The sequence below is a fragment of the Oscillospiraceae bacterium NTUH-002-81 genome (assembly GCA_032620915.1).
Classification (GTDB): Bacteria; Bacillota; Clostridia; order Lachnospirales; family Lachnospiraceae; genus JAGTTR01.
Map to the genome: position 1 here is coordinate 2410001 of CP136052.1, position 20002 is coordinate 2430002.

Below are 20002 nucleotides of genomic sequence, written 5' to 3' on the forward strand. Positions count from 1 at the left end.
GTCCAATATCAAGAATACCCAGACATTGGCCACTGGATCTGGCTCAATGCCTGGGATGAACCCGGCCTTCTCGACTGGTTGTTTTCTGTTTCCAAATAATTTTTACCAGAAAATCTGGCGAATGTCGTTGAACATGACGAATACCATCAACGCCATGAGCGCTACCATACCGACCATATGGACAAAGCCTTCTTTTTCCGGGTCGATGCCCTTTCCACGGATGGCCTCAAGGACGAGAAAGACCAGACGGCCGCCATCCAGCGCCGGGATGGGCAGCAGATTCATGACGCCCAGGTTGGCCGACAGCAGGATCGCGATGTTGAGCATATTCAGCCACACGTAAAAGGCTCCGTCCGAACGGCTCTCCTCATACGTATCGCCGATATAGTTCACGATGCCCACCGGGCCGGACACCTCATTGGCCCCCACCTGCCCATCAAAGAGCATCCCCAGGCTTTTCAGCGTGGTGCTGATCCAGTATTTCACCTCGTAGGCACTGTATTTTAACGTGGTAACCACGCCGCCCCGGGTACGGATGCCGGAGCCGGTAAACCCAAGATAGTAATTGCCGTTCTCTGCCTGTCGGGGTGTCAGTGTCACCGTCCGTTTCTCCCCGGTCTCGCCATCCCGATAGGTCACCTCCACCGGCGCATCTGCATTTTTCTGATTCAGCTGAACGAACAGCGTCACCTCCCGGTAAACGTGGATGTTCGTGTGGTTCAAACGAAGGATCGTATCCCCTGCCTCGATGCCCGCCTCCTGTGCCGGGAACCCATCTGTCACCTTCCACACCACCGGTGCGTCATAGCCGATGCTTCCCACAATAAACAGGGAAAGGATAAAGGCAAGGATAAAATTGAAAACCGGCCCGGCTGCCACCACAGCGATCCGTGCGCCCACCGGTTTATTGTTAAACGCATTGACGTCGTCGCTGTCCTCGTCCTCTCCCACCATGAGGCAGGAGCCGCCGAAAGGAAGCAGCTTGATGGAATAGCGCGTCTCTCCCCACACATGGGAAAGGAGCCGCGGGCCCATCCCCAGGGAAAATTCCGTCACGGTAATGCCGTTTTTCTTGGCCAGCAGAAAATGTCCCAGCTCATGGAACACCACGATCAGGCTGAAAATCAGCAATGCCAGTATGATTTTCAATCTACCACCTGCTTTCTATTCTTTCATATACTTCCCGCTCCACGCCAAGAATATCCTCCACGGAAGGGGAAGTCAGCGTCAGATGACTGTCCATGCAGTCCTCGATGATATCCGTGATATCCAGATAACGGATCTTGCCGTCCAAAAATAAGCTCACCGCTTTTTCATTGGCCGCATTGTACACGGTAGGCATGGAACCGCCCTCCCGCAGGGCACGGTAAGCCAGCGTCAGGCCCCGGAACGTCTCTGTATCCGGCTTTTCAAAGGTGATCTGGGAAAGCTTCCAGAAATCCAACCGGTCGCCGGGCAGATACCGCCGCTGAGGATAATACAGGGCATATTGAATAGGAAGCTTCATATCCGGTGTGCCCAGCTGGGCGATCACCGCACCGTCATCAAATTCCACCATGGAATGAATGATGCTCTGAGGCTGCACCACCACCTGGATCCGCTCGGGATCCACGTCAAACAGCCACTTCACTTCCATGACCTCCAGACCTTTGTTCACCAGGGTAGAGCTGTCAATGGTGATCTTCCGGCCCATAGACCAGTTGGGATGCTTCAGGGCATCCTCCGGCCGGATATGCTCCAGCTCCTGACGTTTTTTCCCGCGGAAGGGGCCGCCGGAAGCCGTCAGCAAAATTTTCGAAATATGATTCTGCCGTTCCCCGTTCAGCGACTGAAAAATCGCACTGTGCTCGCTGTCCACCGGTAAAATGGACACCTTGCGCTCCTTTGCCAGCGGCATGATGATATGGCCCGCTGTCACCAGCGTCTCTTTATTGGCCAGCGCAATATTTTTCCCTGCACGGATGGCCGCCACTGTCGGACGGATGCCGATCATGCCCACAATGGCCGTCACCAGAATCTCCGATTCCGGAATCTGGGCCACCTCCAGAAGGCCTTCCATGCCCCAGACGATTTTCGTCGGCAGATCCCGCACCATGAGCCGCAGCTGTTTGGCATTCTCCTCACTCCATACGGCCGCCAGTTTTGGCCGGAACTCTCGGATCTGCTGCTCCAGCAGCCGGATATTGGAGCCTGCTGCCAGCGCCACCACCTTGATGTCCCGGTTATTGCGCACCACTTCCAGTGTCTGCGTTCCGATGGAACCCGTAGATCCCAGAATCGCAATTTTCTTCATGCTTTATCCGTCCTTTCCTACAGTAAAAACGATGCCAGCGTGAAAATGATCGGCGCCGTCACAATGATACTGTCAAACCGGTCCAGAATGCCGCCGTGGCCCGGAATGAGCGTCCCGTAATCCTTAATGTCATGATTGCGCTTGATGGCAGAAGCCGCCAGGTCGCCGATCTGGGAGATCACCGCACCTGCCGCACAGCAGATAAAAAATGCCAGCACCACCGACTGCTCTGATTCCACCAGGCCGATACGCTCTCCCACCGCGCCGTAAGCCGCACCCAGAAGGGCAGAGCCCACGATACCGCCGATGCCGCCCTCCACGGATTTCTTCGGGCTTAAGATGGGCGCCATCTTATGTTTTCCAAACAACATGCCCACCACGTAGGCACACGTATCACAGCCCCAGGCACAGAAAAATACCAGCCCCGTCAGGTACGCGCCGTTCTCCAGGCCCCGCAGCTGATACAGATAAGACAGCATGAACACCACGTACACCACGCCGAACAGCGCTTCCATAATGTCCTCCGTCCGGTATTTCGGATAGTCAAACACGTACACCGTCAGCAGGCAGATGAGAAAGCCCAACAGCAGCTCCTCGATATAGCCCTTACCGCCCACATACAGCACGGCATAGTACACGGCAGTGAACAGGTATCCCAAAATACCCAGGATATTTTTTTCCATATGAAATACCCGGTACAGCTCATACAGACCGATGAAAGAGATGGCCGCCACCACGGCAAACATCACATTGCCGCCCAGGATAATGGAGGCCGCCGCCACGATCACAAGCACAATGCCGCTGATCAATCTGGTTACAAACACCGCTACTCCTCCTTTACCCCGCCATATCTTCTGTCCCTGCTATTATATTTCTCAATGGCCTCCGCCAATTCCTCTTTTGTAAAATCCGGCCAGGGCGTATTCGTAAAATAAAACTCCGTGTAGGCCAGCTGCCACATAAGGAAGTTGGACAGCCGCAGCTCCCCGCTGGTGCGGATGAGCAGATCCGGATCCGGAATGCCTGCGGTATCCAGATAATTGGAAATGGTTTTCTCCGTCACCGAGGTGGGATCCAGTTTCCCCGCTGCCACATCCTCCGAGATGTGCCGCACCGCCCGGGCGATCTCATCCCGGCTGCCATAATTGATGGCAATGGTAAAATTCAGGCCATCGTTGTCTTTGGATGCCTCCTCCAGCTCCCGGATCCGTGTCTGGATATCGGGATCCAGACCGGTCTTGTCACCGATGACCCGCACCTTCATCCGGTTCTTCTTCGCGGTGTTCAGGCAGGTCTTCATATAATTGCGAAGCAGCGTCATCAGCGCGTCCACTTCTCCCTTGGGCCGGGACCAGTTTTCCGTGGAAAACGCATACACCGTCAGGTATTTGATACCCATTTTGTAAGCATCCTCACAGATGCGTTCCACGTTCTTGCTTCCCTGGGCGTGCCCGTAATTGCGGGGCATTCCCTTGCTCTTGGCCCAGCGGCCGTTTCCATCCAGAATAATCGCAACATGCTGCGGTACATTCATGTCTTTCTCCTCCTCATCCCTGCAATCGAAAACAAGGGGGCAGCGCATGTGTGACTGCCCCCTTACGATCTGTTCTGTCCTATACGGTCATGATCTCCTTGGATTTCTCTTCGATCTCTTTGTCGATATTGGCAATGAACTTGTCTGTCATCTTCTGCAGCTGTCCCTCCAGATCCTTGATCTGATCCTCGGAAACCTCTGTTCCCTTCAGCTTCTTGAAAGCATCGTTGCCGTCACGACGGATGTTGCGGACTGCAACCTTGGCAGCCTCACCCTTCTTCTTCACATCCTTTGCCAGCTCTTTTTCTGCGCTCCTCGGTGAGCTCCGGGAAGATCAGGCGGATCACCTTACCGTCATTGTTCGGGTTGATGCCGATATCAGACGTCATGATCTCCTTCTCAATGGCTTTGATCAGACTGGACTCCCAGGGCTGGATCTGGATCATTCTTGCCTCCGGCACAGTCACATTCGCCAGCTGCTGGATCGGTGTGGGGGTTCCGTAATAATCAACTCTGAGCTTGTCCAGCACGTGAGGGTTCGCACGTCCTGCACGGATCGCTGCGAATTCCTTCACCAATCCGTCATAGGTCTTCGTCATCTTGCTCTCATATACCGCTAACTTCTCATCCATAATAAGTCCTCCTGTTTTACACGGTCACCTTGGTTCCCGTAAATGTGCCTTTCACTGCATTGACAATGCCGTCCTCGGCGTTCAGGCCGAATACGTACATCGGCATGTGGTTCTCCATACACATGATGGACGCCGTCATATCCACCACCTGAAGCTTCTTGTCGATCACTTCCTGGATGGATACCTCGTCATACTTCTTCGCATCGGGGTTCGTCTTCGGGTCACTGTCGTACACGCCGTCCACTGCTTTGGCAAGATAGATGGCCTCCGCCTCGATCTCGATGGCCCGCAGCACTGTGGTCGTATCCGTGGAAAAATACGGATGTCCCGTGCCGCCTGCAAAGAAGGTCACGATGCCTTTCTCAAAATACTTCATCACACGATCCTTGGAAAACAGCTTCGTCATCGTACCGCATTCAAAGGGGGTGAGGATCTGGGTCTTCATGCCCACATACCGGAAAATCTCCGACACATAAATACAGTTCATCACCGTTGCCAGCATACCGATCTGGTCTGCCTTCGTCCGGTCGATGGTCTGGCTGGAACGACCTCTCCAGAAGTTGCCGCCGCCGATGACGATGGACACCTCCATGCCGTCATCCACCAGCTCTTTCACCTGCTTCGCAACGCCGATGACCGTCGCCTCGTCAAATCCTGTCTTCTTATCTCCTGCAAGCGCTTCACCGCTCAATTTCAGTAAAATACGTTTCATTTGAACAATTCTCCTGATTCTGTCATTTAATAGTTTTATTTTACCATATATTCGGAAAATTTCAACCCGCCGGAACGATTAATTGTTCATACCTGTTTTCAGGAAATCCCAACTGTTTTCCTTCCACCTGATCGTGATCGGATCATTAAAAAATCCCCGCCAGCCGCCTCTGGTTTTCACCAGTCCACAGCCATCGGGGATTTTCTTTTTTGTATCGCTTTGTTTATACGTTGATCTCTGCCTTGACGCCCAGCAGTTCTTTGTTCTCTTCCAGCACCGGGCGGACAAAGTTCTTCAAATATGCGTCTACCTGCACCTGGGATCTGCCGGTGTATTTGGACGGATCCATGGTCTTGGCCAGCTCTTCCTCGGTCATGCGGAAGGCCGGATCTGCGGCGATGAGCTCCAGCAGGTTGTTGTCGCCGCCGTTGACTTTGACGTTCTTGCCTGCTTCCATGGACAGGGTACGGATCTTCTCGTGCATTTCCTGACGGTCGCCGCCTGCTTTCACCGCATCCATCATGATGTTCTCGGTTGCCATGAAGGGCAGCTCGGCGCGGAGGTGTTTCTCCACAACCTTCGGATATACCACCAGACCGTCTACCACGTTGAGGCACAGATCCAGGATGCCGTCGATGGCAAGGAAGCCCTCAGCGATGCTCAGCCGCTTGTTGGCGGAGTCGTCCAGTGTCCGCTCAAACCACTGGGTTGCGGAGGTGATGGCCGGATTCAGGGCGTCGATCATGACGTAGCGGGACAGGGATGCGATCCGCTCGCTGCGCATGGGGTTGCGCTTGTATGCCATGGCGGAGGAACCGATCTGGTTTTTCTCAAAGGGCTCTTCCACCTCTTTTAAATGCTGTAACAGACGGATGTCGTTGGACATCTTGTGGGCGCTGGCTGCGATGCCTGCCACCACGTTCATGACGCGGGTGTCCACCTTCCGGGAGTAGGTCTGGCCGGATACCGGATAGCAGGCGGTGAAGCCCATTTTCTGTGCGATCATGGGATCGATCTTATCAATTTTTTTCCTGATCGCCGTCAAACAGCTCCAGGAAGCTTGCCTGGGTGCCGGTGGTTCCCTTGGAACCCAGCAGCTTCAGGCTGCCCAGCACATAATTCAAGTCATCCAAATCCATCATAAACTCATTGAGCCACAGGGTGGCACGTTTTCCCACGGTGGTGGGCTGTGCAGGCTGGAAGTGGGTGAAAGCCAGGGTGGGCTGTGCCTTATATTTGTCTGCAAAGTTTGCCAGCTCAGCGATGACGTTGACCAGCTTTTTGCGCACCAGCTTCAGCGCCTCTGCCATGATGATGATGTCGGTGTTGTCTCCCACGTAGCAGGAGGTTGCTCCCAGATGGATGATGCCCTTTGCCTTGGGGCACTGCACGCCGTAAGCGTATACATGGGACATGACATCGTGACGCACCAGTTTTTCCCGCTCCTGGGCCACTTCATAGTTGATGTCCTCGGCGTGGGCCTTCAGCTCCTCGATCTGCTCCTCTGTGATGGGCAGTCCCAGCTCCCGCTCGGTCTCTGCCAGGGCGATCCACAGTTTTCTCCATGTACGGAACTTCATATCCGGGGAAAAAATGTACTGCATTTCCCGGCTTGCATACCGCTCAGAAAGCGGGCTTACATATCTGTCTTTCATCATCCATTCTCCTTCTATCGTCTCATTTTCACATCAGGTCTCTTCCCGACTACTTTATCTTTCTTATCGCTGGTACTCGCCCCGGATATCTTCCGTCGGCGGTTCCATGGGATATTTTCCTGTGAAACATCCGGTACAGATGCCTCTTCCTTCCACCATCTCGCTTAAGCGCTCTACCCGCAGGTACCCCAGGCTGTCTGCGCCCAGGATCTGGCGGATGTCCTCAATGGAACGGTTGTAGGCGATGAGCTGCTCCCGCTCCGGGATGTCTGTGCCAAAGTAGCAGGGCCATAGGAACGGCGGTGAACTGATCCGCACATGCACCTCAGTGGCGCCGGCTTTTTTCAGCATGCTGACGATCTGGTCGCTGGTGGTGCCCCGGACGATGGAATCATCGATCATGATGACCCGCTTGCCGTCCACGGCTTCCTTCAACACGTTTAATTTCACGCGGACACTGGATTCCCGGCTGCTCTGCTTGGGCTTGATGAACGTTCTGCCCACATAGCTGTTCTTGACGAAAGCCGTGCCGTAGGGAATACCGGACTGCTGGGAATAGCCGAGCGCCGCCGCATTGCCTGACTCCGGTACGCCCACCACCAGGTCTGCGTCCACCGGGGAATCCATGGCCAGGTATCTGCCCGCCATGATCCGGGTGTGGTACACACTGATGCCGTCCATGATCGTATCCGGTCTTGCAAAATAAATATATTCAAACACGCAGCGCGCCTGTTTTTCCCGGTCGATGCGCAGGCTGAAATCAGACTGGATGCCGCCATCCGGGGAAATGGTCACGATCTCTCCCGGCTCCACGTCCCGGACGAATTCTGCACCCAGCGTATCCAGCGCACATGTCTCGGACACGATGAAATACGCATTGTCCCGCTTGCCGATGCAAAGGGGCTTGAATCCAAAGGGATCCCGCACGCCCATGAGCTTTCTGGGGGACATGATGACCAGGGAATAGGCGCCCTTGATCTTCTTACAGGCTCTGGACACCGCCTCCTCCGCCGTCTTGCTGGTGACACGCTCTCTGGCGATGTGGTAGGCGATCACCTCCGAGTCGATGGTCGTCTGGAAAATCGCACCGGAATATTCCAGCTCCCGGCGAAGCTCCGGCGCATTGATCAGGTTGCCGTTGTGGGCCAGACCCAGCGTTCCCTTGATGTAATTGAGCACCAGCGGCTGGGCATTTTCCCGGGTACTGCTGCCCGCTGTGGAATAGCGCACATGGCCGACACCGATGTTGCCCTTAAGGCCCGCCAGGATCTCCGGCGTGAACACTTCATTTACCAGTCCCATATCTCTGTGGGAAGACACCTTTCCCTTCGGACCGCTGGTGTCGCTCACCGCGATACCGCAGCTCTCCTGCCCTCTGTGCTGCAGGGCAAACAATCCGTAATAGATGGAAGAGGCCACATCATTGCCGTCAAAATCATACATGCCGAATACGCCGCACTCCTCATGCAGTGCATCCGAATACTCCATCTGCTCGTAAATCTGCTCTTTTTTCATTCTAACCAATGCCCTTTCGTAACGTCTCCGCAATGTCCAGTTTACGCAAATTATATAATAACTTTTTTCAAAAAGCAACAGGTTCAGCTGTTCTCCCTGTCATACTCCCGTTTCAGTTCTACCACGGGCAGGCTTTTTTTCTCCGGCACAATGGCTTCCGCCTCCCCGAGAAACGAGAAGATCTCTCCCTCCGAAAAGCCCTCGAAGGCCGCCCGCTTCGTAAACTCCTCCCGGGGGACCATCAAGTAAAGTGCCCCCAGCAGCGCCTGTCCCGACGCCTCGCTCCGGAGCTCCTCATGGGCCTTTTTCATACAGGAAAACGCCTCATCAAACAGGTACAGGGCGGCGTAGGCCAGCCCCTTATTGTTCCACACATTTCCGTAAAAATCACCGGTCAGCTCCTGGTTTTTGCGCATCCCCAGGATCTGGTTGTACATGCCGATGGCCCGGCGGTATTTCCGGTCGCCCAGAAAATAATCGCCTTTCTGTTTCAGCCGCTCCATCTCCGACACATGCTCCATGCCGTCCAGAAACCGGGTCAGCTGCTCGATCTCCGCCCGGGTGCAGTACCCGGTGTTGGTCAGCAGGATCTCCATAAAATTCCGCAGGGATTTTCCCCGGTAATACTCCGCATAGAGAAGCTTGGCAAGCCGGGGCATCAGAAGCTGCCTGTCCACCCAATCGCACAGATCCTCGCAGAAAAAGCCGCTGTCCAGCAGCCACACATAGCTGCTCACATAGTAGCACAGCTCCTCGATGGTCCAGATCCGGATGCCCACTGCTTCTATATAATAAGGCCTGGCGGCCTTTTTTTCATGGCATAAAATATATCCGCTCATCCACCCATTCCTCCTGTGCTACAGCTTCAGCCGCTCTGTCCATGTGAAATCCGAGGCCGGGAACCATTCCCCGAAGCCGCAGTCCTTCACGTCGATCCGGCACTCCCGCACGCCCGTAAAGGTGATGGACAGCCGCAGGCGGGTCGTTTTATTGGGCCGCTTGGGCAGGCCGTCCAGGGGCACCCGGATCTTTCGCGTCTCCGACCGGTCGATGGTCTGGATGCACAGCTCGATGCTTTCTTCCTTGTCCAGCAGGAACTCACAGCTCCCTTTGGCCTCGAACCAGTTCACCCCGGCGGAAATGATGCCGAAATATTCCTTTCGCCCGTTGCGGAACACGTCCATACCGATATTGTGGGTGATCTTGTGTTTGCCCATGAAGAGAAATTCCATGCCTCTGGCGGCATTGGCCTCATCCATGGCCCGGTAACAGGCGCCCTTGACGTACAGGTTTTTCCCGGAGAACACCCGCCTGCCCCGGCAGAGCAGCTTCAGCGACTGGGCATACCAGTCCGTGTCGAAGCCGTCCCCGGTGAGATATACCGTCGAAAAAATATTGGAGCGGAACATTTCCTCGATGAAATGCAGAAACGCCGCATCCTTCTCCCGATCTGCTGCCTCGCCCCGGCTCATGACGCTCTTGTCCTCCGGCACAAAGGACAGCTCCCCGGCCGGATGCACCGTCACCACCTTGGGGAAAGATTTCCGGTGCACGAACAGATCATAGGCCTCCAGATGATCCTTCTCACAGTGAAACAGCGCCACATGATACGCCCGCAGCTCCTGCTTCTGATGAATGACATAATAATAGAAGCTTTCCTGATAATCCTGGAGGCTGGCCTGCTCTTCGGAAAAGCCCAGCAGCCGGATGACCTCCTCCATGACAGAAATGATGCCCGGATGGAGATCCGGCAGGGTAAATACGATCCGGCTGATGTTTTCCGGTGTACAGTCTGTGCTCACCAGCCGCAGCGACCGGCGGATGAACAGCGCCAGCAGCTCCTTGGGATCGCCCCCCAAGGGATGCTCCTCCCCCCGGCAGCTCATCATGGCCTCGATGATCAGATTGTCCAGCAGCACGCCCCGGCCTTCCCTGGCCGCACGAAGCGCCTCCTGGCCGCACACGTATCCTTCCGTCCCCGGCAGCTTTAAGAGCACCGCCGGGATCTGAAACTTTTCCAGTCCCAGAGAAAGATCCGCCGACTCGGGCTCCTTCATTTTTGCATTATAGAAGCTGATCTGCGCCGCCTGGGCCGTCAGCTCATATCCGATGATCCACGATTCTGCCATCCGTGTCCGTCTCCTTTTTTATCGTTTCCCTGTATCTTCTGTCTTTCTGATCTGGAAGAAATGCTTCACCAGCGCCTCCTGCCCGGCGTACTGCTCCAGCAGCTCCCGGCCGGTCAGCTCGTCGTGCAGATCCTGGCAGATGAGCATGTCGTTAATGAGGTGGTATTTGTCCCGGCCGCCGCTTAAGAACACGTCGTCCCGGCACACATGGGTCTCTTCTGTCTTCTTCTCCGGCTCTCCCGGGATTTCTTCCGTGATAAAATAGTCCAGCACATCCCCGTAGAACAGGGTGAATTCCCGGTTGTAAACACCGCCGAAAACCTCCGGCAGCCGTTCCTTGCCATAGGTCTCCTGCTGCTCCGCCCCCACGGTGTTCAGCCGGAAATGCACGTACACCTGCCGTCCCGGCGCGGTGCGGTATTCCACAAAATATTTATCCGAAATGAAATAGGGCTCCAGCAGATGTCCCGGCAGCTTCTGATAGAAGGCAAACCGGTATTCCCCGCAGGCCATCTGCTCCAGCAGCTGACGCACGGCCTCCTCCTGCCGGAAGATCATGCCCGGATGCTCCGCATAATATTTGAGCAGCGCCAGGCGGCACACATCAGTAGAAAGCCCCTGCTCCCGGTACCGGGTCTCCAGCTGCTCGAACAGCCGCCGGTCCGGGTGTTTGCGATCCAGAAAATATTCCCAGGAAAGATAGGAAAGGTAGGCCCGTTCCACCATGCCGTGACCGCCCTGCTGCAGGTACTGCTTCAACAGGTCAAAGTCCGCCATATCCGCCGTCCCGGTGAACAGCCGCTGCATGAGGATCCGCTCCGTCAGGAAAAAGGTCTGCAAGTCAAAATTTTCCCCGGCATCCCGGATGCACAGCAGTTCTTCCATGCTGCCCTCGAAATAATCGCACAGATACTGGAGCACCGTCTCGTCGTATTTGTGCTGCAAAAATGCCCCGTGGCACAGCGCCGTCAGATAGGCATCCTTTTCGTATTCTTTTCGCCGGATGAGCCGCATGCACAGGCGCACCAGCAGCTTGGGAGAAACTTTTTCATAGCCGTATTCTTTTACCAGCTCGTAGGTCCGGTCGTACATGCCTCTGGAAATGTAGATCTCCACCAGGCGCACCCGGTCCGCAGCGTTCAGAGACGCCGGTGCAATATCAAACAGGCTCTCCTCCAGAAGCTCCGCGTCATAGTTTTCATAACAGTAGGCCAGAATGTCCCCCCGGATCTTTTCCCGGAATTCCGGTTCCAGGAAGGGCAGCTTCACCAGCTTTGTAAACTGCATGATATTGTCGCTGTTGATGACATAATATTCGCTTTTCCCACAGCAGCGGTACATAAGGATCATGCCGTCCTCCGGGAAAAAGGATTCACACACCGGCAGAAACCGCTCGGTATCCAAAAGCTGCCGCAGTTCGTACTCTTCCTCGTCCACGTAGATCTCCCCGTGTTCGTCAGTGAATACCAGCTTGCAGTCTTCCATATACATGTTCACATAGGCCCGCTGCTCCTGCACCGGTACCGTCTGCCAGGTGTCCACAAACTTGTGCACCGCCGTCACCCTGGAAAAATGCCGTCCCCGGCACACCACCTCGTGGAGGAACAGCATGCCTGTCAGGGAACGGGCCAGCTCCTTGGTGAGCATTTCCTCGTGGAGGAACACATTGTAAAGAAACGCCAGATTCCGGTCAATGTGCTGTTCCATGAGCTGTTCCGTGACAAATTTGTCGATCTGGGGTTCAAACTGCTGATAAATGTTGCCGTAGGACTTCCGGTACCGGTACAGGTTCGTGTAAAGGAACGCCTTGCGCCGGTAGTCCAGCGTGTTGTTGTACTGGAAATACATGACCAGCGGCAGCGGCAACCGGGAACGCACATGATCCCCCACCGTATATATGTAATACTCGTACAGACCGGCGATGTTCAGATTCCGCTCCACGCCCTCCTTATACCAGCTGAAATATTTCCGCTGCCGGAAGCCGCCCCGCATGAGGCAACTGATGATGGCACCCAGCAGCGTCTCGGAAGGAAATTTGTCATACAGGCCGGTAAGCAGCCGGATCATGGCCCGGTCGTAGTACCGGCTCTGCTGGGCCAGCGTGCCCAGCTGCATGGCCATCTGCTCGTCCACCAGGCCTTCCTTTAACGCCCAGAGGTAGATCCGCACCTCCAGCCGCGTCAGCTTTTTCAAAAGCTCCGGTTCCTTTTTCAGCAGAAAAAATCCCTCCGCCAGCAGCAGGGGACTGGCACAGCCATAGGCGATCTGCTCCCGGATATCCTCCAAAATGCGGGCAGCGCCTGCCTTTCTGTACTCCGGCATCTGCAGCAGGATCCACAGATACTGCCAGCACTCCCGATCCCGGTCATGCTGGTTCAAAAGATCGCTGCACGCTTTTTTCCGCTCTTCCTCCGAGCCGTGCCTCTGGCTGAGCCACGTATGGGCTGCTGCCAGCAGCGGATCCTTCATCCGCTTCGGGTCCTGGGCCACCCCGGAAAGGATCCGGGCCGTCTGCTCCTTCTCCCCGGCCAGATCTAGGAAAAATGCCTGTAACAGGGGATCTGCGCCCCGCAATTTTCCACCGGCTGCCAGCTCATTCATCCCTTTTTGCATCTGTTCCAGCATATGCTCTTTGGAGGATTTGCCGGTGCGGTAATCCAGCCACTGCTCCGTCATGGAAAGCCGCAGGGCAGAGAGCGTTCTTCTCTGGGCCCGGGCCTTTTTGTGCTGTTCCTCCTCCGCTTTTCTTGCCTTTACGGTAAAGGTCAGCTCCTGGGTCTTGGTGCGGATGGTGATGGAGCCGCAGTTTAACCCCGCGTGGAGACGGGACACCTCCACCAGGAACGGAAAATCACAGTATTTTCCCACAAAATCCTCGGAGGTTACGGTTTTTTTCCGCAAAATCAGAAACGGCGCATCCACAGAAATGTCCCCGTGAAGATATCCCCAGTTCTCTTTTTCCAGCGGGATGCTGCCCTGGAGCGTCTCCTTCATATCGTTCAGTTCCAGGCAGTCCTTACCCAGCCGCAGGCTGCAGCGCTTCTTTTTATGTACGCCGATAAGAAATTCCTCCATGGCCGCTCGGGTCAGCCCCGTGCGTTTCAGGCACCGATACAGCGTCTTCTGGTCATCTTCATTTTCCGAAAAAATCTGTTCAAAAGAATCGGAAATAAAAATCCGGTAGGCTTCCTCATAATCAGAGTTGGCCAGATTCGTAAAATGGAACAGATTACGCACATTTCCCATGGAGGAATCGCTTCCCAGCCGCAGGATTTTCACGAAAAACGGAACCTGCACCTCTCCGGCGTCCGTCACCAGCGTCAGGTTCCCGTTCAGCTCCTCCCCGGCATCCAGACCAAAGCTGCAGATCGTGTAGATGATCTGTGCCTGATCCTCGGTGAGGATGCTCTCCTTGATCTTCACCCGGGGTGTCGAGCTGTATACGCGGCCGTGAAGTGCCTTGTGGTTGCGCACTTCCAGCGTGATGCTCCCCCTCGTAGATCTCATTTTTGCCCATGCGGACAGAAATACACGCGTCCTCTGTATTCAGTTCGGGCCTTTCATATAGAAACTGCCCCTTCGCCAGCTGTTCTACTACCTGTCTCATCTGTTTGCTTTCCCTGCCAATTCCTGATTTGCCGATTGCTTTTTTCTTGCGTTGTGTATAAAATATGTAGATATACCATACGAATTGCTACATACTCCGTATTCTCGCAATTCTGCTCACCATTCGGATATCGTGTGGCATACGCCCCACTTTTATCCTCATATTGAGCAAGTCGCTAAGCCTCTCAATCACTTCTATGCAAGCATATCGTGATTTCAGGCTTCCGACTTTTGGTATCGTACTAGTATAACACTTTTTCCCACTGCCGCGCAACACTATATGCAATGGGACGAAAGAAATGGAGGTTTTTCTATGAGCGAACAGACACCCGTCATTGAACATAAAGACCATTTTCATGGCAGTGATCTGGAAAAGATCGAAGAAATTTACGGCATCAAAAAAGAAGATATCACCAGTTTTTCCGCCAATGTGAACCCGCTGGGCATTTCTCCGAAGCTTAAGGAAGCGCTGGCAGAGCACATCGATGTGATCACGTCCTACCCGGATCGGGAGTACACCTCTCTTCGCAAGAGCATTGCCCGGTATACCCACACCGACGCGTCCCACATCATCGTGGGCAACGGCGCCACGGAGCTGATCTCTCTTTTTATCCAGATCGAGCATCCGAAAAAAGCGCTGATCATCGGCCCCAGCTACTCGGAGTACGAGCGAGAAATTGAACTGGGCGGCGGCACGGCGCTGTACTATCCGCTGAAAGAGGCCAATGATTTTGCCCTGGATGTGCCCCATTTTCTTGGCAAGCTCAACGAAACCATTGATCTGCTGGTGATCTGCAATCCCAATAACCCCACCTCCACCGCCATCAACCGGGCAGATATGCGCCGGATCCTGGACGAGTGCAAGAGCTATGGCATTTATGTTATGGTGGATGAGACGTATGTGGAATTTGCGCCGGACACGGATGCCCTGACCTCCATCCCGCTGTCCCACATTTACAGCAACCTCATCATCCTGCGGGGCATTTCCAAGTTCTTCGCCTCCCCCGGGCCTGCGGCTTGGCTATGCGGTCACCGGTAACCAGGATCTGATCAAGGAGATCAATGGCCGGAAAAATCCGTGGACCATCAATTCTCTGGCCGAAGTGGCCGGGGAGCTCATGTTCTCCGATGAAGATTACATCCGGGAAACCCGGGCACTCATTGCAGAGGAGCGCACGCGCATCTACGGCATCCTCTCCGGCATGGATACACTCAAGGTGTACGAACCCACCGCCAACTTCCTGCTGGCCCGCATTTTAAAACCCGGCGTCACCGCCCAGGATCTGTTCGACCACGCTATCCGCAAGGGACTGATGATCCGGGACTGCTCTTCCTTCCCGTTCCTGGACGCCAGCTACTTCCGTTTCTGTTTTATGAGCCCGGAAAAGAACGATGAACTCATCGCCTGCATCAAAGAGCTGTTGGCATAAGATACAAAAATACACATGGCAGATTGGGCACTTTGCCTTTTCTGCCATTTTTTCATGCTCGTTTTGGTTAATGTATCTAAATTTATACATGTTTTTTGTTCATATTGACTACAACAATTTTTCATTTTTTCTTTTTTGACGGTAAATGGGAGAAAGGTTGGCACAGGTATTGCTTAGACCCCTTGTCTGTGATAGGATACAGGTGTCAAGAGAAATAAGACAAAAACAAAAAACAAACAATCGAAAGGAGAAATGAACAATGACGATTATCGAAAAGATCTGGGAAAGCTTATGTGCATTATCTGAGGAGATCTACGAAGAGAACTATCGCTAGTTCTGGTAGACTCCCGGTTCGATAGGCTACCGAGCCGGGAGGAAGTGACAGCCCGAAATTGCAAAGACGCAATGTAACAGGAAGATTGATGATTCAGGAAAGAATCCTCAATCTATTTTTTTGCATTTTTCTTCCAATTATTATCCTATCCCGTCAGGAATCCTTTCACGCAATCCGGTTATATTCTATCTGGATGCGTTCGATTTGGTTCCGTTCGGTCTGATCTTGTTCCGTATCACTATGTTTCTCCTGTTGTTCCTAGCTTTCTAAATACTGCCGCATCACTTTCAGTGCGTTTTTCTCCAGACGGCTCACCTGTGCCTGAGAAATCCCCACCTCTTTTGCCACTTCCATCTGGGTTTTCCCCTCAAAATACCGCAAGTTGATGATATGAGCTTCCCGTTCTCCCAGCCGCTTCATCGCCTCGCTCAACGACAGATCCTCCACCCAGCTCTCTTCCTTATTTTTCTTATCGCTGATCTGATCCATCACATAAAGCGTGTCCCCGCCCTCCGTGTAGACGGGCTCAAACAGGCTCACCGGGCTCTGGATGGCGTCCAGCGCCGTGGTGATATCCTCGCTGCTGATGCCGATCTCCGCCGCGATCTCGTTGATGGTGGGCTCCCGCAGATTCTCTTTCGTCATATGTTCCCTGGCATAAATCGCCTTGTAGGCCGTGTCCCGCAGCGACCGGCTCACCCGGATGGAATTGTTGTCCCGCAGATACCGGCGGATCTCCCCGATGATCATGGGCACTGCGTATGTGGAAAACTTCACCTGCAGTTCCACGTTGAAATTGTCAATGGCTTTGATCAGACCGATGCAGCCGATCTGAAACAGGTCGTCCACATTTTCATTACTGGAGGAAAACCGCTTGATGATGCTAAGAACCAGCCGCAGATTCCCTTCAATGAAGATCTGCCTGGCCTCTTTGTCCCCGCGGATGATCCTCTGAAACAGGGCGTCCTTCTCCTCGTTGGTCAGAAGCGGCAGCTTTGCGGTGTTCACTCCACAGATTTCGACTTTATTCACAGCCATGACAGCATCCTCCTCGTATGTTTTATGATGTATACAAGAAGGATTCTCACTATCCTCATGGAATATACGAAGGGCTGAAAAATTTCATAAAATTTCAGCCCTTGACAATTCTAACTTATGCGGTTTTTCTGAGCCAGTCATGTTACACGACATATGACCTGGTTCGCAGCTTATCGCTCCTCTCTTTATCCTCTTTTCACATACCTCTGATTTCTGCTGTTCGGTTTATCCGGGATAGTCATCTGAATGCAATTCATTTTCAGTGCCGGGCAAAGATAATTTCTTCGAAATCCTTCCTTTGCTTTTAATCCCAGTTTTTCCATCAGCGCATTGCTCGTATAGGGAATATCATATTCCATCACTTCAAGCAGTTTTTGGACGGTTTCAGGAAGATACGCATTTGTTTCATTCATTTGCGAAGAAACATCATCCAGAATTTTATCTATCTGCGCCAGCATAAATTCAATAAAAATTGTAGACTCACCGGCAGCATGGCATCTGGAAATAGCCTCATAATATTCATCCTGGAATTTCTCGATCTGGCTTTCAATAGGAATAAATTCAAATACCGGTTTCCATTTGGACAAAATAGCCGTATGCCACAACCTTGCCATTCTGCCGTTTCCATCAGAAAAAGGATGGATAAATACAAACTCATAATGAAAAACACTGCTCAAAATCAACGGATGAACATCGTCCTTCGCTTCCCTCATCCAGTCAAACAGCTCTTCCACCAGCTGCGGTACCAACCGTGCGGGCGGTGCCATGAAAATACATTGCTCTCCATTGAAAACGCCCTCTTCTCCTGCGCGAAACTCCCCGGATTCCTCCACGAGATATTTTGTCATAATCCCATGGAGCTGCTTCAACTGCCGCATGTCATACGGATCCATTCCCGAAATCCGCTCATAGGCAGCATATGCATTCTTTACTTCCTGAATTTCCTTTTGCGCACCAAGCACGATCTTTCCATTGATGACATCCCGCACCTGTCCCATCGTCAGCGAATTTGCTTCGATCTTCAAGGAAGCGTGAATCGACTTGATCCTGTTGTTCCGCCACAAATGCGGCTTTGCTTCCAGATTTCAAGTCAAAATGCAATACGACATTCGTAATAGATCAAGTGCATTTTGAACGGCAACTTTTGATTTGTTCTACTATATTTCAATTTCATTAGTCTAAAGCTTATGCTTCGCCTTTTCCGGATCCACATCCACAAGGATGATATCCGGCCCGATCTGGCAGATGCATTTCCAGGGGATGACGTATTCGAAATCATACCCAAAGATACAGAAACGGACCGGCCCCGGCACGATCAGTGCCAGGACACAGCCCGTCTTACAGTCAATGTCCAGGTCTTCCACAAAGCCCAGTCTGCAGCAGTCCTTCGCATTGACAACTTCTTTTTCTTTCAGCTCACACAGACGCATGTACGCCTCCGCACCCTTTGTTCTTCTTACCTATAATATATGACGCCTATCTGTCCCACTTGTCGCACAGAGCATGGATCTGGTTCATGAACTTGGTGAGATCCTTATTGGTGCCGCCCTCGTTGTGGGTGATGACTAGCATCAGACGCTTGCCGGCCTCAACCAGCCTTGCGTAAACATCGGATCTGTGGCGTTCCACAGGCTTCTCGCTCTTGACGTAGACCTTGATGCCTTCTTTCTCCCAGCAGGCATTGGCCAGATCGTAGATGGCGCCGCTGAACGGAGCTTCCGCGTCCAGTCCGTGTTCCTCTTTCAGGCATTTGACGAAGGATTCGCACACCAGATCTTCGCCGTGGACAACGAATACCTTCTGCGGCTTCGGGGTGAAGTGGTTCACCCATTCCAGCAGACCATTCTTGTCGGCGTGGCCGCTGATGCCGGACAGCTTGCGGATCTCCGCCTGGACTTCGATGGTCTCACCGAAGAGCTTCACATAGTTGGCACCCTCTGTCAGCGCACGGCCCAGGGTACCTGCGCCCTGATAGCCGACGAAGAGCACAGTACACTCTTTCCGCCACAGGTTGTGCTTCAGATGATGCTTGATCCGGCCGGCGTCGCACATGCCGGAGGCGGAAATGATAACCTTGGGCTCCATGTCAAAGTTGATGGCACGGGATTCATCGGAGCTGACAGCCAGATTCAGGCCGTCAAACTTGATGGGGTTGATGCCCGCGTTGATGAGCTTCATGGCATCTTCATCAAAGCATGCCCGGAAGTTCTTGTTGAACACGTTGGTGGCCTCGATGGCCAGCGGACTGTCCACGAATACCTTGAAGCAGCCGTGTCCGGTGACCAGACCTTTTTCCTTGATCTCCCGGATGAAATAAAGCATCTCCTGGGTACGGCCCACCGCAAATGCCGGAATGACCACGTTGCCGCCCCGGTCGAAGGTCTCCTGGATGATGTTGGCCAGTTCGGTCACGTAATCCGGCCGCTCTCCGTGGGTTCTGTCGCCGTAGGTGGACTCCATCACCACATAATCCGCTTCTGACAGATACTCGGGATCCTTGATCAGCGGCTGGTTCGTATTGCCGATATCGCCGGAAAATACGATCTTCTTGGATACGCCGTCCTCGGTGATCCATATCTCAATAGATGCGGAACCCAGCAGGTGTCCCACATCCGTGAACCGGATGGAAATGCCCTCCGTCAGTTCGATCTTCTGGTTGTAATCGCAAGGATGGAACAGCTCTACAGCCCCCAGCGCGTCATCCATGGTGTACAGCGGTACAAATTCTTCCTTACCTGCACGGCGGCCCTTCCGGTTGCGCCATTCTGCCTCGAATTCCTGAATGTGGGCGCTGTCACGCAGCATGATGCTGCACAGGTCGCTGGTGGCAAAGGTGCTGATGATCTCCCCCCGAAAACCATTCTTGAACAGCAGCGGCAAAAGCCCGGAATGATCGATGTGTGCATGGGTCAGCAGCACATAGTCAATCTGACTGGCCGGAACCGGGATCTCCACGTTCTCAAAGACATCCTTGCCCTGTTCCATACCGCAGTCTACCAGAAACCGTTTTCCGCAGGCTTCCACATAATGGCAGCTGCCGGTTACCTCATGATCCGCCCCGATAAAATATAATTTCATTCTGCTCTCCCCTTCCCGGATACAGATGTATCGTTTTCTTAGCATT

14 protein-coding genes and 3 pseudogenes (1 of these 17 only partly in view) are annotated in these 20002 nt (G+C 53.5%); 2 read left to right on the forward strand and 15 right to left on the reverse strand.

The annotated features are described in order from the left end of the window. On the forward strand, positions 1-99 hold the 3' end of the coding sequence (locus tag RJD28_11915) for a prolyl oligopeptidase family serine peptidase (GenBank protein ID WNV57002.1). 849 nt of this gene lie to the left of the window's left edge; 99 of the gene's 948 nt are visible here — the last part of the coding sequence; its start codon lies off the left edge, out of view; it ends in the stop codon at positions 97-99. Positions 100-102: 3 nt separating this feature from the next. On the opposite strand, the gene rseP is transcribed toward RJD28_11915, so the two are convergent. From rseP to RJD28_11970, 11 genes and pseudogenes are all read right to left on the reverse strand, one after another. After that, positions 103-1149, reverse strand: a complete 1047-nt coding sequence (gene rseP, locus RJD28_11920; GenBank protein ID WNV57003.1) for an RIP metalloprotease RseP — start codon at positions 1147-1149, stop codon at positions 103-105. Between the two features lies 1 nt (position 1150). Next, positions 1151-2293: a 1-deoxy-D-xylulose-5-phosphate reductoisomerase gene (dxr, locus tag RJD28_11925; GenBank protein ID WNV57004.1), complete on the reverse strand. Its 1143-nt coding sequence runs from the start codon at positions 2291-2293 to the stop codon at positions 1151-1153. A gap of 17 nt (positions 2294-2310) precedes the next feature. Beyond that, entirely contained in the window at positions 2311-3117 is an 807-nt protein-coding gene (locus tag RJD28_11930) for a phosphatidate cytidylyltransferase (protein WNV57005.1), read from the reverse strand. Between the two features lie 2 nt (positions 3118-3119). After that, on the reverse strand, positions 3120-3827 hold the full coding sequence (locus RJD28_11935) for an isoprenyl transferase (GenBank protein WNV57006.1): 708 nt from the start codon (positions 3825-3827) through the stop codon (positions 3120-3122). Positions 3828-3906: 79 nt separating this feature from the next. Next, a pseudogene (gene frr / locus RJD28_11940) lies at positions 3907-4459 on the reverse strand (ribosome recycling factor). A gap of 16 nt (positions 4460-4475) precedes the next feature. Next, positions 4476-5171: a UMP kinase gene (gene pyrH, locus RJD28_11945; protein ID WNV57007.1), complete on the reverse strand. Its 696-nt coding sequence runs from the start codon at positions 5169-5171 to the stop codon at positions 4476-4478. A gap of 223 nt (positions 5172-5394) precedes the next feature. Then, a pseudogene (gene purB / locus RJD28_11950) lies at positions 5395-6829 on the reverse strand (adenylosuccinate lyase). A gap of 60 nt (positions 6830-6889) precedes the next feature. Beyond that, positions 6890-8341: an amidophosphoribosyltransferase gene (purF, locus tag RJD28_11955; protein ID WNV57008.1), complete on the reverse strand. Its 1452-nt coding sequence runs from the start codon at positions 8339-8341 to the stop codon at positions 6890-6892. A gap of 83 nt (positions 8342-8424) precedes the next feature. Continuing rightward, a complete protein-coding gene (locus tag RJD28_11960; GenBank protein ID WNV57009.1) occupies positions 8425-9180 on the reverse strand; it encodes a hypothetical protein in 756 nt (251 codons plus the stop codon). Between the two features lie 18 nt (positions 9181-9198). Continuing rightward, on the reverse strand, positions 9199-10470 hold the full coding sequence (locus RJD28_11965) for a DUF5716 family protein (GenBank protein WNV57010.1): 1272 nt from the start codon (positions 10468-10470) through the stop codon (positions 9199-9201). A gap of 18 nt (positions 10471-10488) precedes the next feature. After that, a complete protein-coding gene (locus RJD28_11970; protein ID WNV57011.1) occupies positions 10489-13977 on the reverse strand; it encodes a DUF5717 family protein in 3489 nt (1162 codons plus the stop codon). 412 nt (positions 13978-14389) lie between these two features. Here RJD28_11970 and RJD28_11975 point away from each other — a divergent pair. Then, a pseudogene (locus RJD28_11975) lies at positions 14390-15506 on the forward strand (threonine-phosphate decarboxylase). A gap of 592 nt (positions 15507-16098) precedes the next feature. Here the strand turns inward: RJD28_11975 and sigG are convergent. The 4 genes from sigG to RJD28_11995 form a co-directional block, all read right to left on the reverse strand. After that, entirely contained in the window at positions 16099-16878 is a 780-nt protein-coding gene (gene sigG, locus RJD28_11980; GenBank protein WNV57012.1) for an RNA polymerase sporulation sigma factor SigG, read from the reverse strand. Positions 16879-17063: 185 nt separating this feature from the next. Further along, a complete protein-coding gene (locus RJD28_11985; GenBank protein WNV57013.1) occupies positions 17064-17942 on the reverse strand; it encodes a Fic family protein in 879 nt (292 codons plus the stop codon). 114 nt (positions 17943-18056) lie between these two features. Beyond that, complete coding sequence (locus tag RJD28_11990; protein ID WNV57014.1) at positions 18057-18308, reverse strand: YlmC/YmxH family sporulation protein; 252 nt, start codon at positions 18306-18308, stop codon at positions 18057-18059. A 46-nt stretch (positions 18309-18354) separates the two neighbouring features. Further along, positions 18355-19956, reverse strand: a complete 1602-nt coding sequence (locus tag RJD28_11995) for an MBL fold metallo-hydrolase (GenBank protein ID WNV57015.1) — start codon at positions 19954-19956, stop codon at positions 18355-18357. Positions 19957-20002: the final 46 nt, after the last annotated feature.